Here is a 14141-nt window from a genome sequence, read left to right on the forward strand (position 1 = left end):
GCGGGCCTGCCTCAGGCGGCGAGCGAGACCGCCTCGCCGCGGCGCAGGCCGGAGCGGGCGGGCTGGCCGGCGCCCACGAGCGCCAGCGCGGGCTCCGCGGCAGCGGACTCGAGGGCCGCCTCGACGTCGGGATCGGCGGCCGGACGGGCGGATGCGGCGGCCGGCGGGACGGGCCGCAGCCCGCCGTCGGCGCCGCGCATCTCCTGGCTCACCTCGGCGAGCAGGTCGGCCAGCTCCAGGTCGAGGGCGTCGCAGATCGAGGCGAGCAGCTCGGAGGAGGCCTCCTTCTGACCGCGCTCCACCTCGGAGAGGTAGCCCAGGCTCACCCGGGCGACGCCGGAGACGTCGCGCAGCGTGCGTCGCTGCCGCAGCCGGTGCCCGCGCAGGGTGTTCCCCAGCTGGGTGCGCAACAGCGTCATGGCCGTCTCCTGTCCTGCCTGTGCGGAAGCGGCGGCGCCCCGGGGGGCGCCGTGCGCTCACGGTACGCGGCGCCGGGGACAGGACTGCGCCCATCCCGGTCGCGTCCGCTCATGGCGTAACGCCGAGGTCGACCCCGCCCTTCCCGCGTCATGCGGCGGTGTCGGTCCGCTCTCCCGTGCCTCCGGCCGCGGCCCGGCGGGCGGCGGCCGCGCGCATGGCGCGGGCGCTGGTCCGCCGCAGGGTGAGGGCGCGGACCACGTAGTCCAGCCCGGTCAGCAGCGTGAGGACCAGCGCCGCGGCCATCACCCACCAGCGCGCGGTGGCCAGGACGCCGGTCAGCGGGAGGATGTACAGCCCGATCGCGAGCGACTGGACGACGGTCTTCGCCTTGCCGCCGCGGCTGGCGGCGATCACGCCGTGCCGGATGACCCAGAAGCGCAGCAGGGTCACCCCGATCTCGCGGACGAGGATCGCGACGGTCACCCACCACGGCAGCAGCTCGAGCACCGAGAGGCCGATGAGCGCGGTGCCGGTGAGGGCCTTGTCGGCGATCGGGTCGGCGAGCTTGCCGAACTCCGTCACCTGGCCGGTGCGGCGCGCGATCAGCCCGTCGTAGCGGTCGGTGATGATCGCGACCGCGAAGAAGAGGGTCGCCCAGTAGCGGCGGTTGTCGTCGAGCCCGCCGTCGCTGAGCAGCAGCACCGCGAAGACGGGGACCACGGCCAGGCGCAAGACGGTGAGCGCGTTCGGGACGTTCACCAGCCGCACCGACTGGACCGGCGTGGCAGCCGGGTCCGGAGCGACGTCGCTCACGGCGCTCAGCGTCCTGCCTCGACGAGGGCGGGCACCACCGCGTCGGCGACCAGGTCCACGCCCTCGGTGGCCACGACCACCGCCCGGACCAGCTGGCCGGCGACGGCGCCCGCGGGGACGCCGGTCACGGTCGTCGTCCCGTCGGCGTCGGGGTCCTGGTGCGCGGCGTGACCGGCCCACGTGCCGACGCCGTCGCTGGCCGAGAGGTCCTCGGTGAGCAGCACCTCCACGGCCTCGCCGACACGGTCCTCGGCGCGCTGCGCCGTCAGCTCCTCGACCAGGTCGGTGATCCGCCGGACCCGGTCGTCGATCTCGTGCTGGTCGAGCTTCCCGGGCAGTCCCATCGCCTCGGTGCCCTCCTCGTCGGAGTAGCCGAACACGCCGACCGCGTCCAGGCGGCCCTCGACGAGGAAGCGCTCGAGCTCGGCGACGTCGTCCTCGGTCTCCCCCGGGAAGCCGAGGATGACGTTCGTCCGGAAACCCGCCGTGGGGGCCAGCTCCCGTGCCCGCTCGATCAGGCGCAGGAAGTCCTCGGTGCCCCCGAAGCGGCGCATCCGGCGCAGCAGGGACGGCGAGGAGTGCTGGAAGGAGAGGTCGAAGTACGGCGCGACACCCGCGGTGCCGGCGATGACCTCCACCAGGCCCGGCCGCAGCTCGGCGGGCTGGAGGTAGGCGACCCGGATCCGGGCGATGCCCTCGATCGACGCGATCTGGGGCAGCAGCTTCTCCAGCGCCCGCAGGTCGCCGAGGTCCTTGCCGTAGGAGGTGTTGTTCTCGCTGACCAGCACCAGCTCGGTGACGCCCTGACCGGCCAGCCAGCGCGCCTCCTCGAGGACCTCGGCCGGCGTGCGCGAGACGAAGGCGCCGCGGAAGGTGGGGATGGCGCAGAAGGCGCAGCGGCGGTCGCAGCCCGAGGCGAGCTTGAGCGCGGCCGAGGGACCCGACGCCAGCCGCTTGCGCTGCAGCCAGCCGTGGCCGGGGATCGCCGGGGCGTCGTCCGCGACGACGGCCGCGGTCCGCTCCACCGGGCTGATGGGCAGCAGCGTGCGGCGGTCGCGCGGGGTGTGCGGCACCAGCGGGCGACCGGCGAGCACGTCGTCGAGCCGGTCGCCGATGGCCGAGTAGTCGTCGAAGCCCAGGACCGTGGCCTCGGGCAGCGCACCGGCGAGCTCGGAGCCGTAGCGCTCGGCCATGCAGCCCACCGCGATGACCTCGGCGCCGGAGTCGGTGGCGGCGAGGATCGCGTCGACCGAGTCCTTCTTCGCGGACTCGATGAAGCCGCAGGTGTTGACCAGGACGGCGTCGGCGCCCTCGGCGTCCTCGACGAGGGTGTAGCCGTCGGCCGCCAGCCGACCGGCCAGCTCCTCGGAGTCGACCTCGTTGCGGGCGCACCCGAGGGTCACCACCGCCACCGTGCGGGCAGGGCTGGGCGGGGGTGTCACCCGGCCATCGTAGTCGCCGCCGGGGCTCCCGTCGGGCGAACGGGAGGTGACGCTCAGCCCTCTCCCCCGCTGCCGTTACGAGGAGCTGTCGGGGACGGCCGCCGACCGGCGCCGCGCATCAGCCCTCTCCCCCGCTGCCGTTGCGCAAGAGGAACAGCGTGCCCTCGAGCTCGTCGGGCTTCACCAGCACGTCCCGGGCCTTGGAACCCTCCGACGGCCCGACGATCCCGCGGGTCTCCATCAGGTCCATGAGCCGGCCCGCCTTGGCGAAGCCGACCCGCAGCTTGCGCTGCAGCATCGACGTCGAACCGAACTGGCTGGTGACGACGAGCTCGACCGCCTGGACCAGCAGGTCCAGGTCGCCGCCGATGTCCTCGTCGATCTCCTTCTTCTCGCCGGCCGCGGCGGTGAAGACCTCCTCGCGGTACTCCGGCTCGGCCTGGCGCTTGGTGAACTCGACGACCGCCTCGATCTCGGCGTCGGAGACGTAGGCGCCCTGCACGCGGACCGGCTTGCCGGCGCCGATGGGCATGAACAGGGCGTCGCCCATGCCGATCAGCTTCTCCGCGCCCGGCTGGTCGAGGATGACCCGGCTGTCGGTGAGGCTGGAGGTCGAGAACGCCAGCCGGGAGGGCACGTTGGCCTTGATGAGGCCGGTGACGACGTCGACCGAGGGCCGCTGCGTGGCCAGCACGAGGTGGATGCCGGCCGCACGCGCCTTCTGGGTGATCCGGACGATCGACTCCTCGACGTCGCGCGGGGCGACCATCATGAGGTCGGCGAGCTCGTCGACGATCGTGAGGATGTACGGGTAGGGCTGGTAGATGCGCTCGCTGCCGGGCGGGGCGGTGATCTCGCCGCGCTCGACCTTGCGGTTGAAGTCGTCGATGTGCCGGACGCCCGTGGAGCGCATGTCCTGGTAGCGCTGCTCCATCTCCTCGACCAGCCAGGCCAGCGCGGTGGCGGCCTTCTTGGGGTCGGTGATGATCGGCGTGATCAGGTGCGGGATGCCGTCGTAGGGCGTGAGCTCGACCATCTTCGGGTCGACCAGGATCATCCGCAGCTGGTCCGGGGTCGCCCGCAGCAGCAGCGACGTCAGCAGCGAGTTGATGCAGCTGGACTTACCGGCACCGGTGGCACCGGCCACCAGCAGGTGCGGCATCTTCGCCAGGTTGGCGCAGACGAAGCCGCCCTCGATGTCCTTGCCGAGGCCGACCAGCATCGGGTGCGGGTCCTGCTTGGCCGCGGTGGAGCGCATGACGTCGCCCAGGCTGACCGTCTCGCGGTCGGTGTTGGGCACCTCGACGCCGACCGCGGACTTGCCCGGGATCGGCGCGAGGATCCGGATGTTGTCGTTGGCGACGGCGTAGGCGAGGTTCTTGGTGAGCGCGGTGATCTTCTCGACCTTGACCGCGTTGCCCAGCTCGATCTCGTAGCGGGTGACCGTCGGGCCGCGGGTGAAGCTGGTGACCGCGGCGTCGATGTTGAACTGCTCGAGCACGCCGGTGATGGCCTCGATGGCGGCGTCGTTGGCCGCCGACTTGGCCCGCGGCGGCGTGCCGGGGCGCAGCATCGACAGCGCGGGCAGCACGTAGTCGCCCTCGACGGGCTGGATGACCAGCTGCTGCGGCTCGTCGATGGGCGGCAGGTCCTCGGGCGGGGCGGTGCGGTCGACGGGCTTCGGCTTCGGCGCCGGCACCGGCGGCAGGCCGGTCGGCACCTCGACGTGGTCGGGGCCGGTGACCCGCGTCGCCTCGGCGGCCTCGGCCATCGCGGCGTGGTCGATGACCGGCCCGGTGGCGAGCATGTCCTCGGCCAGCGCGGCCTTGCGCCCGCGGCGGCCGGTCGGCGCGAGCTCCTCCTCGTCGTACTCGTCGTCGTCGTACTCGTCGTCGTCGTACTCGCGGCCGCTGACGCGGTCCATCCACCCGCGCAGGCGCTCGGGCACCTGGTGCACCGGCGTCGCGGTGATGACGAGCAGGCCGAAGACGGCCAGGAGCACCAGCAGGACGACGGCGACCACGCGGCCGACCCCGGCGGCGACCGGCGTGCCGATCGCCCAGCCGAGCAGGCCACCGGACCCGGGGTCGGTGGCGGCCATGTCCGCGTCGGCCCCGACCACGGAGGCGACGCCGACGACGGCGAACAGCGCGCACAGCCAGCCGATGACCAGCCGGCCGCGCGCCTCGGGGCTCGGGCCCCGGCGCAGCAGCCGCAGCGCGGCGAAGAACAGGACGACCGGCAGCACCATCACCAGGGCGCCGACGAGGAACCGGACGCCGTCGGCCAGGCCGGTGCCGACCGGGCCGATGCCGTCGCTCCAGGCCGCCGCCCCGAGGACGACGGCGAGCCCCAGCACGGCCAGGCCGACGCCGTCCCTGCGGTGCTCGGGAGCGAGGGGCTCGGTCTCCTCCGGTCGCGCCACGGAGCGGGCGAGGCCGCCGGCGCCGCGGGCCAGGAGCCCCCAGCCGCCGCTGACCACGCGCCAGACCGAGCCGGCCACCCCTGGGCCGGCGGGCTGCCGCGCGGGGGCGCGCCGGCCCGCCGTGGACCGGGTGGCGGGCTTGCGGCCGCCCTTGACCGGCGGCCGCTTCCGGCTCGCCGTGGACCCCGAGCGGCCACGGGTGGAACCGCGACCGGCCGCGGGGCGGGTCGTCGTTCCGCGTGCAGGCATGCGTCAGACGGTAATCCCGCGAGGGCCGCCGTCCGGGCAGGCGGACGCACGTGTTGCCGCCCTACGGTCGGGCCATGGCTGATCCCACACCGGTCCCGTACGGCAGCTGGCCCGCCCCGATCACCTCGGCGCTGGTGGTCCGCGCCGCTGCCCGCCCGGGCGAGGTAGTGGTCGACGGCGACGACGTCTGGTGGTCGGAGTCACGCCCGGGTGAGGCCGGCCGGTCGGCCCTGGTGCGCCGCTCCCCCGACGGCACGGTGACCGACGTCCTCCCCCCGCCGTGGAACGCGCGGACCCGGGTGCACGAGTACGGCGGCGGCGCGTGGACGGTGGCCGGCGGGGTGCTGTGGTTCGCCGAGTTCTCCGACCAGCGGCTGTACCGGCTGGCACCGGGCGACGCCGGCCCGGTGGCGGTCACGCCCGGGCCGGCGATCCCGTCCGGGGTGCGGTTCGCCGATCTGCGGGTGGTCCCCGGCGGGGTGCTCGCCGTCCGGGAGACCCACACGCCGTCCGGGGCGGCCGCCGACGTGGTGAACGAGATCGTCCGGGTGGCCGACGACGGCAGCACCGAGGTGCTCGTCAGCGGCCCGGACTTCGTGTCGGACCCGCGCCTGGCGCCGGACGGGGTCACGCTGTCGTGGCTGCAGTGGGACCACCCGACCATGCCGTGGGACGCCGCCCAGCTGGTCGTCCGGGCCCAGGACGGGACGCATCACGTGCTGGCGGGCGGGCCCGGGGAGTCCGTCGTCCAGCCGGTGTGGGGCGAGGACCTGGCGCTGTGGTGGTTCAGCGACCAGACCGACTCCTGGTCGCTGTACCGCAAGCGGCCGCACGAGGAGCCCGAACTCGTCGTCGACGTCGGCAGTGACATCGCCGGTCCGCAGTGGGTGTTCGGGCAGAGCCGGTTCGCGCTGCTCGCCGACGGGCGGGCCGCCTTCGCGTACGGCCGCGACGGCGCCGACCGGCTCGCCGTCCTCGAGTCCGACGGGACCGTACGGGAACTCGGCGTCCCGTTCAGCGCCTACCAGTCGATCACCGCCCAGGGCACGCGCGTCGTGTGTGCCGCCGGCGGCCCGGCCGACGAGCCCGTCGTCCTGCGGGTGGACGTCGACGGCGGGCACACCGAGGTCCTCCGTCCGGCCCGGGACCTCGGGCTGGACCCGACGTGGTTCTCCCGCCCGGAGCACGTCTCCTTCCCGACCCCGGACGGCGGCACCGGCATCGACACCGCGCACGCGCTCGTCTACCCGCCCGCCAACCCCGACGTCCGGGCGGTCGACGGGGAGCTGCCGCCGCTGCTCGTGATGGTCCACGGCGGACCCACCTCGGCCGCGTCCCCGGTGCTGAGCCTCGCCATCCAGTACTGGACCTCCCGTGGCTTCTGCGTGGCCGACGTCGACTACCGCGGCTCCACCGGCTACGGGCGGCGCTACCGCGATGCACTACAGGGCCGCTGGGGCGTCGTCGACCTGGACGACGTCATCGCCTGCGCCCGGTACCTCGCCGGGGCCGGCCGGGTCGACCCGGCCCGGATGGCGATCCGCGGCGGCTCGGCGGGCGGGTTCACCACCCTGGCGGCCCTGGCCATGCGCCCGGGCACCTTCTCGGCCGGCGCCAGCCACTTCGGTGTCGCGGACCTGGACGCGCTGGCCCGGGACACCCACAAGTTCGAGTCCCGCTACCTCGACGGGCTGGTCGCGCCGTGGCCGGAGCGGGCCGACGTCTACGAGGAGCGCTCGCCCCTGTCGCACGTGGACACCCTCGACACCCCGCTCGCGGTCTTCCAGGGCGAGGAGGACCGCATCGTGCCGCTGGAGCAGGCCGAGGCGATCGTCGCGGCGTTGCGCGAGCGGGGTGTCCCGCACGCGTACCTGCGCTTCCCCGGCGAGCAGCACGGGTTCCGGCGGGCGGAGAACATCCGTGCGGCGCTGGACGGCGAGCTGTCGTTCTACGCCCAGGTGTGGGGCTTCGACCTGCCGGCCGCCGAGGGCATCACGCCCATCGACGTCGTCCGCTGACCTGAGCGGAGTGCAGGAGTGCAGGAAACCTGCACTCCCACACTCCGCTAGACCTCGAGGACGGTGGGGATGATCATCGGGCGGCGGCGGTAGGTGTCGCTCACCCACTTGCCGACCGTCCGCCGGATCACCTGCGAGAGCCGGTGGGCGTCGACCTCGCCGTCCTCCAGCGTGCGCCGGAGGACGTCCTCGACCAGCCGCAGCACCTCGTCGAATGCCGCCGGGTTCTGCGAGAAGCCACGGGTCGACAGGTGCACCGGCCGCACGATCGTCCGGGTCGAGGGCTCCACGACGACGGTGAGGGCGACGAAGCCCTCGTCCCCGAGGATCCGCCGCTCCTGGAGGGACTCCTCGCCGACATCGCCGACGTTCAGGCCGTCGACGTAGACGTTGCCGATCGGCACCGAGCCGACGATGGAGGCCTTGCCGTCGACGAGGTCCACGACCACGCCGTCCTCGGCGAGGAGGATCCGGTCGGTGGCCATCCCGGTCTGCTCGGCCAGCGCCGCGTGGGCGCGCAGGTGCCGCCACTCGCCGTGCACGGGCATCAGGTAACGCGGCTTGGCGACGTTGAGCAGCGTGCGCAGCTCCCCGGCCGGGGCGTGCCCGGAGACGTGCACCATCGCCGTCTCCTTGTGGATCACGGTCGCGCCCAGTCGGGCCAGCCCGTTGATCACCTTGTAGACGGCGGTCTCGTTGCCCGGCACCAGGGACGACGCCAGGACGATCGTGTCGCCGGCCTCGATCGTCACCTGGTGGTGCTCCCCGCGGGCCATCCGCCCGAGGGCCGACAGCGGCTCGCCCTGCGAGCCGGTGCTGACCAGCACGACCTGCTCGCCGGGCATCTTCGTCGCCTCGTCGAGGGAGACCATCAGGCCGGGAGCCATGCGGAGCAGGCCGAGGTCGCGGGCGACGCCCATGTTGCGGACCATCGAGCGGCCCACGAAGGCCACCTTGCGGCCGTGCGCGTCGGCGGCGTCGAGCACCTGCTGGATGCGGTGCACGTGGCTGGCGAAGCTGGAGACGATCAGGCGCTGGGTCGCGCGGCGGAAGACGTCGTCCAGGACCGGACCGATCGCGCGCTCGCTCGTGACGAACCCCGGCACCTCGGCGTTCGTGGAGTCGCTGAGCAGCAGGTCGATGCCCTCGATGCCCAGCCGGGCGAAGGCGCCCAGGTCGGTGAGGACGCCGTCCAGCGGCAGCTGGTCCATCTTGAAGTCCCCGGTGTGCACCAGCAGGCCGGCCGGCGTGTGCACGGCGACGGCGAGGGCGTCGGGGATCGAGTGGTTGACCTTGATGAACTCGCAGTGGAACGGGCCGGCCAGGTGGTCGTCGCCGCCGGCCACCTCGACCAGCACCGGGTCGATGCGGTGCTCGCGCAGCTTCGCCCTGACCAGCGCCAGGGTGAACCGGGAGCCGACCAGCGGGATGTCGCCGCGCAGCCGCAGCAGGTAGGGCAGCGCGCCGATGTGGTCCTCGTGGCCGTGGGTGAGGACCACCGCGTCGATGTCGTCGAGCCGGTGCTCGATCACGCCGAAGTCCGGGAGGATCAGGTCGATGCCGGGCTGCTCGGCCTCGGGGAACAGGACCCCGCAGTCGATGACGAGCAGCCGCCCCTCGAACTCGAGGACGGCCATGTTGCGGCCGATCTCGCCCAGTCCGCCGAGGGCCATCACACGCAGCCCTCCGTCGGGCAGCGGCGGCGGCGTCTTGAGGTCCAGGTGCGGTTGGGTGGTCGGGGCACTCACAGGATGACGCCTCCGGCGGCGAGATCGGTGCGCAGCTGGTCGAGCTGCTGGGGGGTGGCGTCGACCATCGGAGGCCGGACCGGGCCGCTGGGCAGACCCAGCTCCCGCAGTGCGGCCTTGACGAGGATGACGCCCTGGGTTCGGAAGATGCCGGTGTAGACCGGCAGGAGGTGCTCGTTCACGGCCCGGGCCTTCTCGAGGTCCCCGGCCTCGACCGCGGACACGAGCTCCGCCAGCCGGGGGCCGACGAGGTGGCCGACGACGCTCACGACGCCGACGGCGCCGAGGGCCAGCAGCGGGAGGTTCAGCATGTCCTCGCCGCTGTAGTAGGCGAGGTCGGTGCGGGCGAGGGTCCAGGCGACCGCCCCGAGGTCGCCCTTGGCGTCCTTCACCGCGACGATCCGCGGGTGCTCGGCGGCGCGGGCCAGGGTGTCGACCTCGATCGGCACGCCCGAGCGGGGCGGGATGTCGTAGAGCATCACCGGGAGGTCGGTGGCGTCGGCGACGGCGGTGAAGTGGCGCAGGAGGCCTTCCTGCGGCGGCTTGCTGTAGTACGGCGTCACGACCATGAGCCCGTGCGCGCCCAGCCGCGCGGCGTCACGGGCCTTGTCGATCGAGTGCGCGGTGTCGTTCGTGCCGACCCCCGCGACGACGGCGGCGCGGTCACCCACCGCGTCGAGGACCGCCTCCAGCAGCGCCCGCTGCTCGGCGTCGGTGACGGTCGGCGACTCCCCCGTCGTCCCGGACACCACGAGGCCGTCGTGCGCGCCACGGTCGACCAGGTGGGCGGCCAGCGTCTGCGCACCGGCGAGGTCGATCGAGCCGTCGTCGGTGAACGGCGTGACCATGGCCGAGAGCACGCGGCCGAAGGGCCGCGCCGGGTCGCTGGTCATGGTGGTGAATCTACCCAGCGGGGTCCGGACCATCCGCCGCGCGGGCCGCTCAGCGCCGGTGGTCGGAGACCGCGTAGCGCAGTCCGCTGGACTCGGAGGTGGCCCACCCCTCGGCCGGCGTCCGGGAGACCACCCGCCAGCCGGTGCCGAGCACCGGGGCCCGGGTGTCGCCCTCGACCGCGAGGTCCACGTCGGTGACGACGGCGCGCTCGGCGTGCGGCAGGAACTCCGCGTAGACGGTGCCGCCGCCGATCACCCAGCAGTCCGGGTACTGGCTGAGCACCTGGCTCACCGAGTAGGCCGGCCGCGCGCCCTCGGCCCACCACAGCGGGTCGGTGGTGAGGACGACGTTGGTGCGCCCGGGCAGCGGGCGGAAGCGCTCCGGCAGCGACTCCCAGGTGCGCCGCCCCATGACGACGACCGACCCCGCCGTCAGCTCGCGGAAGTTCTTCAGGTCCTCCGGCAGGTGCCACGGCAGCGCGCCGTCCGCACCGATGACCCGGGCCTGCGCCTGAGCCCAGATCAGGGAGATCGTCACCGGAGGGCAGGTCAGACCGCGACGGCGGCGCGGATGGCGGGGTGCGGGTCGTAGCCGCGCACCGTCACGTGCTCGGGTGTGTAGTCGAACAGCGAGGCCGCCGGGGCCAGCTCCAGCGTCGGGAACGGGCGGGCCGGACGGGTCAGCTGCTCGCGGACCTGCTCGTGGTGGTTGTCGTAGACGTGGCAGTCACCGCCGACCCAGACGAAGTCGCCCGGCTCGAGGCCCACCTGCGCGGCGACCATGTGGGTGAGCAGCGCGTAGCTGGCGATGTTGAACGGGACGCCGAGGAACATGTCGGCGCTGCGCTGGTAGAGCTGGCAGGAGAGCCGGCCACCGGCGACGTGGAACTGGAACAGCGCGTGGCACGGCGCCAGCGCCATCTCGGGGATCGCGGCGACGTTCCAGGCGGACACGACCATGCGCCGCGAGTCGGGGTCCCGGCGCAGGGTCTCCAGGACGGCGGAGATCTGGTCGACGTGCTCACCCGACGGCGTGGGCCACGACCGCCACTGGACGCCGTAGACGGGGCCCAGCTCCCCCGCCGGCGACGCCCACTCGTCCCAGATTGAGACGCCGTGGTCGTGCAGGTAGCCGACGTTGCTCTCGCCGCGGAGGAACCACAGCAGCTCGACGACGATCGAGCGCAGGTGCACCTTCTTCGTCGTCAGCAGCGGGAAGCCGGCGGAGAGGTCGTAGCGCAGCCGCTCCCCGAAGAGGCTCACCGTGCCGGTGCCCGTGCGGTCGGCCTTCGGCGTCCCCGTCTCCAGGACCCGCCGCAGGAGGTCCTCGTACTGCGTGTCGACCGGCTGCCCGGCGGTGCCCACCACGGGGATGCAATCTACGGCCTGGGACCGACAGGTCGGCGGATCCCGACGTGGGCGACGGGCCACACCCCGCTCAGCGCGTGACCGCGGCCAGGTCCGGGGCGAGGTCGCCGGCCCCGGCGACCACCACGCGCTCGAGACGGAGCCAGTCGGCCATCAGCCTCAGCTCGGCGGCGAGCTCGGTGGCGACCTCCGGGCGGTCGACGCCGTCCTCCCCGTGGACGGCCTGCACCAGCAGCGCACCCGCCTGCCGGTCGGCCTTGAGGTCGGCGCGCGCCACGATCCGGTCGCCGAGGAGGAACGGCAGCACGTAGTAGCCGTGGACCCGCTTCTCGGCCGGCGTGTAGATCTCCAGGCGGTAGCGGAACCCGAAGAGCCGCTCGACCCGCGGCCGCTCCCACACCAGCGAGTCGAAGGGGCTCAGCAGTGCGCGGGCACGGACCCACCGGGGACGGCGGGCGGCCGGGTCCAGCCACGCGGGCGCGGACCAGCCGTCGACGCGCACGGGGATCAGCTCACCGGCGTCGGCCAGCTCCTCGATCGCCGTCCGCGCGGCGGCCGGCCTCAGCCGGAAGTAGTCGCGCAGGTCGCGCTCGGTGGCGACGCCGAGCGCACGGGCGGCGGTGCGGACCAGCTCCCGGAACGCCTCGGCCGGATCCGGGGTGGGCGCCTGCACGACCGCGGCCGGGAAGACGCGCTCGGTGAGGTCGTAGACCCGCTCGAAGCCGGCCGTGCGGGCCCGCGCGGTCAGGACGCCGGTGAAGAACAGCCACTCGAGGGCCACCTTGCCGGGGTGCCAGTTCCACATGGTCCCGGAGCGCTCCCGCCGGGTCTCCAGCAACTCGCCGGCCCGGGTCGGCCCCTGCTCCCGGACCCGGTCGAGCACCTCGGCGACGTAGCCGGGCCGCTCCCGCTGGAGCCGGACCATGTTCCCCCACGCGTGCTCCTCCGCCGCCGCCATCCGCCAGCGCAGGTACGGGTGCAGGCGCACCGGGAGGTAGGACGCCTCGTGCGCCCAGTACTCGAACAGCTCGTGCCGGCGGCCGGTGAAGTCGTCGAGGGCCTCGCGACGGTAGGCACCGAGGCGGCTGAAGTAGGGCAGGTAGTGGGAGCGGGACAGGACGTTCACCGAGTCGATCTGCACGACCGCCAGCCGGTCGGTCACCCGCCGCAGCTGGCGGCTGTCCACCCCACCCGTGGGACGCGCGTCGGCAAAGCCCTGGGCGGCCAGCGCGATGCGCCGGGCCAGCGGGGCCGGGAGCCGGTCGACGACGGGAACGGTCACGGCAGCCGATCCTGCCTGGCGGGTACGACGGACGCCGCTCCACCTGCGCCTACGCTGCCGGGGATGGAACCGCCCGCCTTCCCCCGGCTCACCGGCACGGCATCGGTCTCGGTGCGCCCGGCCCGCCCTGCGGACGCCGGCGACATGGCGCGCGTCCAGACCGTCACCTGGCGGACGGCGTACCGCAGCGTGCTGCCGGTGGCCGTGCTCGACGAGTGGGACGAGGCCGCCGCCGCGGAGGTCTGGCGGTCGGCCGTGGTCGACCCCCCGACGCCGGCGCACGGGGTGCTCGTCGCCCTCGACGGAGACACCGTCGTGGGCTTCGCCGCGTACGGCCCACCCGAGGTCTCCCCGGACCACCCGGCGTCCCCGGAGGGGCCGACCACCGAGCTCGCGGCGCTGCTCGTGGAACCCCGGTGGGGACGACGCGGCCACGGCAGCCGGCTGCTCGCCGCGGTGGCGGACCTCGCCGCGGAGACCGGCGCCGTCCGCCTCTCGATGTGGGTCCCGGAGGCCGACACGGTCACCGTCCAGTTCCTCGAGTCGGCCGGCTGGGCCCGCGATCGCTGGGCCCGGACCCTGGACACCGGTGGCGCACCCCTGCGCGAGGTCCAGTGGCACGCCGGCCTCGGGGAGGACGAGCCGTGACGTTCGAGGGTTTCCCGGACGAGGGTCTGGTCTTCTACGAGGGCCTGGAGGCCGACAACAGCAAGACGTACTGGACCGGGAACCGGCCCGTCTACGAGTCCTCCGTCCGGGCGCCCATGCAGGCCCTCGTGGACGAGCTCGCCGACGAGTTCGGGCCGGCCAAGCTGTTCCGCCCCTATCGCGACGTCCGGTTCAGCCACGACAAGACCCCGTACAAGACCCACCAGGGGGCTGTCGTGGAACCGGCCGGCCGCTCCGCCGGCGCCTGGTACGTGCAGATCTCCGCCGACGGGCTGCGGGTGGCCGGCGGGTGCTGGCGGCTGGAGTCCGACCAGGTCGCCCGCTACCGACGTGCGGTGGTGGACGACGTGCAGGGCCCGCGCCTCGCCGGGGAGGTGGCCCGACTGGTCGGCGCCGGCTGGGAGCTCGGTGGGGATCGGCTGGCCCGTTCACCGAGGGGCATCGACATCCCCGACGACGACAGGGCGGACCTGCTGCGGCACCGGTCCCTCAACGTCGCCCGGCAGTGGGAGCCGGTGGACTGGCTGCACACGCGTGGAGCACTGGACCGGGTGCGGACGGCCTGGCGCGACGTGGTCGCGCTCAACACCTGGATGGCCGACAACGTGGGCGCGACGACCAAGGAGATGCGTCGCCGCTGAACCCCGCCGAGTGCGCGCAACATGGCGGTTCTGCTCGGTGCGGAATGGCGGTATTGCACGTGGACGCGGGAATGCAGGAAGGGCCCCAGCCTGGTGGCTGGGGCCCTTCCTGTGAATGGTTGTCCGGCGGTGTCCTACTCTCCCACCCCGTCTCCAGGGCAGTACCATCGGCG

At 73.9% G+C, this 14141-nt stretch carries 12 protein-coding genes; 3 read left to right on the forward strand and 9 right to left on the reverse strand.

Annotated features, from left to right (window positions below):
* Positions 1–11: 11 nt before the first annotated feature.
* The 4 genes from N555_RS0120230 to N555_RS0120250 all read right to left on the reverse strand — a co-directional run bounded on the left by N555_RS0120230 (position 12) and on the right by N555_RS0120250 (position 5349).
* Positions 12–419: a helix-turn-helix domain-containing protein gene (locus tag N555_RS0120230; protein ID WP_029433313.1), complete on the reverse strand. Its 408-nt coding sequence runs from the start codon at positions 417–419 to the stop codon at positions 12–14.
* A gap of 148 nt (positions 420–567) precedes the next feature.
* Positions 568–1233: a CDP-diacylglycerol--glycerol-3-phosphate 3-phosphatidyltransferase gene (gene pgsA, locus N555_RS0120240; RefSeq protein WP_231503039.1), complete on the reverse strand. Its 666-nt coding sequence runs from the start codon at positions 1231–1233 to the stop codon at positions 568–570.
* A 5-nt stretch (positions 1234–1238) separates the two neighbouring features.
* Positions 1239–2675, reverse strand: a complete 1437-nt coding sequence (rimO, locus tag N555_RS0120245) for a 30S ribosomal protein S12 methylthiotransferase RimO (RefSeq protein WP_029433315.1) — start codon at positions 2673–2675, stop codon at positions 1239–1241.
* 118 nt (positions 2676–2793) lie between these two features.
* The gene (locus N555_RS0120250; RefSeq protein ID WP_029433316.1) at positions 2794–5349 is read right to left on the reverse strand and encodes an FtsK/SpoIIIE family DNA translocase; all 2556 of its coding nucleotides are present in this window, start codon (positions 5347–5349) and stop codon (positions 2794–2796) included.
* A gap of 74 nt (positions 5350–5423) precedes the next feature.
* Between N555_RS0120250 and N555_RS0120255 the strand changes: the two genes are divergently transcribed.
* Positions 5424–7367 carry a S9 family peptidase gene (locus N555_RS0120255; protein ID WP_029433317.1) on the forward strand — a complete coding sequence of 648 codons (1944 nt, stop codon included), beginning with the start codon at positions 5424–5426 and terminating at the stop codon, positions 7365–7367.
* A gap of 47 nt (positions 7368–7414) precedes the next feature.
* On the opposite strand, the gene N555_RS0120260 is transcribed toward N555_RS0120255, so the two are convergent.
* The 5 genes from N555_RS0120260 to N555_RS0120280 all read right to left on the reverse strand — a co-directional run bounded on the left by N555_RS0120260 (position 7415) and on the right by N555_RS0120280 (position 12658).
* Positions 7415–9115 (reverse strand): ribonuclease J, encoded by a 1701-nt coding sequence (locus N555_RS0120260; protein ID WP_029433318.1) that lies wholly within the window; start codon positions 9113–9115, stop codon positions 7415–7417.
* The gene (dapA, locus tag N555_RS0120265) at positions 9112–10008 is read right to left on the reverse strand and encodes a 4-hydroxy-tetrahydrodipicolinate synthase (protein WP_029433319.1); all 897 of its coding nucleotides are present in this window, start codon (positions 10006–10008) and stop codon (positions 9112–9114) included. Before dapA ends, N555_RS0120260 begins: the two co-directional genes overlap by 4 nt.
* Before the next feature lie 49 nt (positions 10009–10057).
* On the reverse strand, positions 10058–10546 hold the full coding sequence (locus tag N555_RS0120270; protein WP_029433320.1) for a dihydrofolate reductase: 489 nt from the start codon (positions 10544–10546) through the stop codon (positions 10058–10060).
* A gap of 11 nt (positions 10547–10557) precedes the next feature.
* Entirely contained in the window at positions 10558–11373 is an 816-nt protein-coding gene (locus N555_RS0120275; protein WP_029433321.1) for a thymidylate synthase, read from the reverse strand.
* Between the two features lie 73 nt (positions 11374–11446).
* Complete coding sequence (locus N555_RS0120280; protein WP_081866379.1) at positions 11447–12658, reverse strand: winged helix-turn-helix domain-containing protein; 1212 nt, start codon at positions 12656–12658, stop codon at positions 11447–11449.
* A gap of 63 nt (positions 12659–12721) precedes the next feature.
* Here N555_RS0120280 and N555_RS0120285 point away from each other — a divergent pair, with 63 nt between their 5' ends.
* Together N555_RS0120285 and N555_RS0120290 are read left to right on the forward strand one after the other, a co-directional pair.
* Positions 12722–13306 carry a GNAT family N-acetyltransferase gene (locus N555_RS0120285; protein ID WP_029433323.1) on the forward strand — a complete coding sequence of 195 codons (585 nt, stop codon included), beginning with the start codon at positions 12722–12724 and terminating at the stop codon, positions 13304–13306.
* Positions 13303–13968 (forward strand): DUF2461 domain-containing protein, encoded by a 666-nt coding sequence (locus N555_RS0120290; protein ID WP_029433324.1) that lies wholly within the window; start codon positions 13303–13305, stop codon positions 13966–13968. The genes N555_RS0120285 and N555_RS0120290 overlap by 4 nt, the downstream gene beginning before the upstream one ends.
* Positions 13969–14141 lie beyond the last annotated feature (173 nt).

This window comes from Blastococcus sp. URHD0036 (genome assembly GCF_000701365.1).
Lineage (GTDB): Bacteria > Actinomycetota > Actinomycetes > Mycobacteriales > Geodermatophilaceae > Trujillonella.

Bases quoted from the DNA above. Each gene is read 5' to 3' on its own strand.
- N555_RS0120230 (WP_029433313.1), bottom strand. From the start codon at position 419: ATGACGCTGTTGCGCACCCAGCTGGGGAACACCCTGCGCGGGCACCGG.
- N555_RS0120250 (WP_029433316.1), bottom strand. From the start codon at position 5,349: ATGCCTGCACGCGGAACGACGACCCGCCCCGCGGCCGGTCGCGGTTCC.
- N555_RS0120255 (WP_029433317.1), top strand. From the start codon at position 5,424: ATGGCTGATCCCACACCGGTCCCGTACGGCAGCTGGCCCGCCCCGATC.
- dapA (WP_029433319.1), bottom strand. From the start codon at position 10,008: ATGACCAGCGACCCGGCGCGGCCCTTCGGCCGCGTGCTCTCGGCCATG.
- N555_RS0120285 (WP_029433323.1), top strand. From the start codon at position 12,722: ATGGAACCGCCCGCCTTCCCCCGGCTCACCGGCACGGCATCGGTCTCG.